The organism is Stenotrophomonas sp. AS012628 (genome assembly GCF_010608305.1).
Lineage (GTDB): Bacteria > Pseudomonadota > Gammaproteobacteria > Xanthomonadales > Xanthomonadaceae > Stenotrophomonas > Stenotrophomonas geniculata.
In genome coordinates this window covers 1-210 of sequence record NZ_VMBJ01000325.1, presented here as the reverse complement: position 1 = coordinate 210, position 210 = coordinate 1, and the positions used below count along the sequence as shown (strand labels likewise).

Sequence of the window (210 nt, the reverse complement as noted above, 5' to 3'; positions counted from 1 at the left end):
AGCGCGACGATCTCCCCGGTGGCGGCCCGCAAAAAGCAGGCGTGGCAATTGCCGACCTGTTCACAGGTGCGCATGCCACCATCGCGATCTTGGCTGCATTGGCTCACCGGGATCGCACGGGCGAAGGCCAGCACCTGGATATCTGTCTGCTGGACGTGCAGGTTGCCATGATGGCCAACATGGCGACCAACTACTTGGCAACCGACAAGC

The 210-nt window shown here is 61.9% G+C and carries 1 protein-coding gene; it reads left to right on the top strand.

Annotated elements, in window-relative coordinates; all coding sequences use genetic code 11:
• Nucleotides 1–210, top strand: a 210-nt coding sequence (locus G5A07_RS22115) for a CoA transferase (RefSeq protein WP_191864061.1), incomplete at both ends; no start/stop codon positions are given.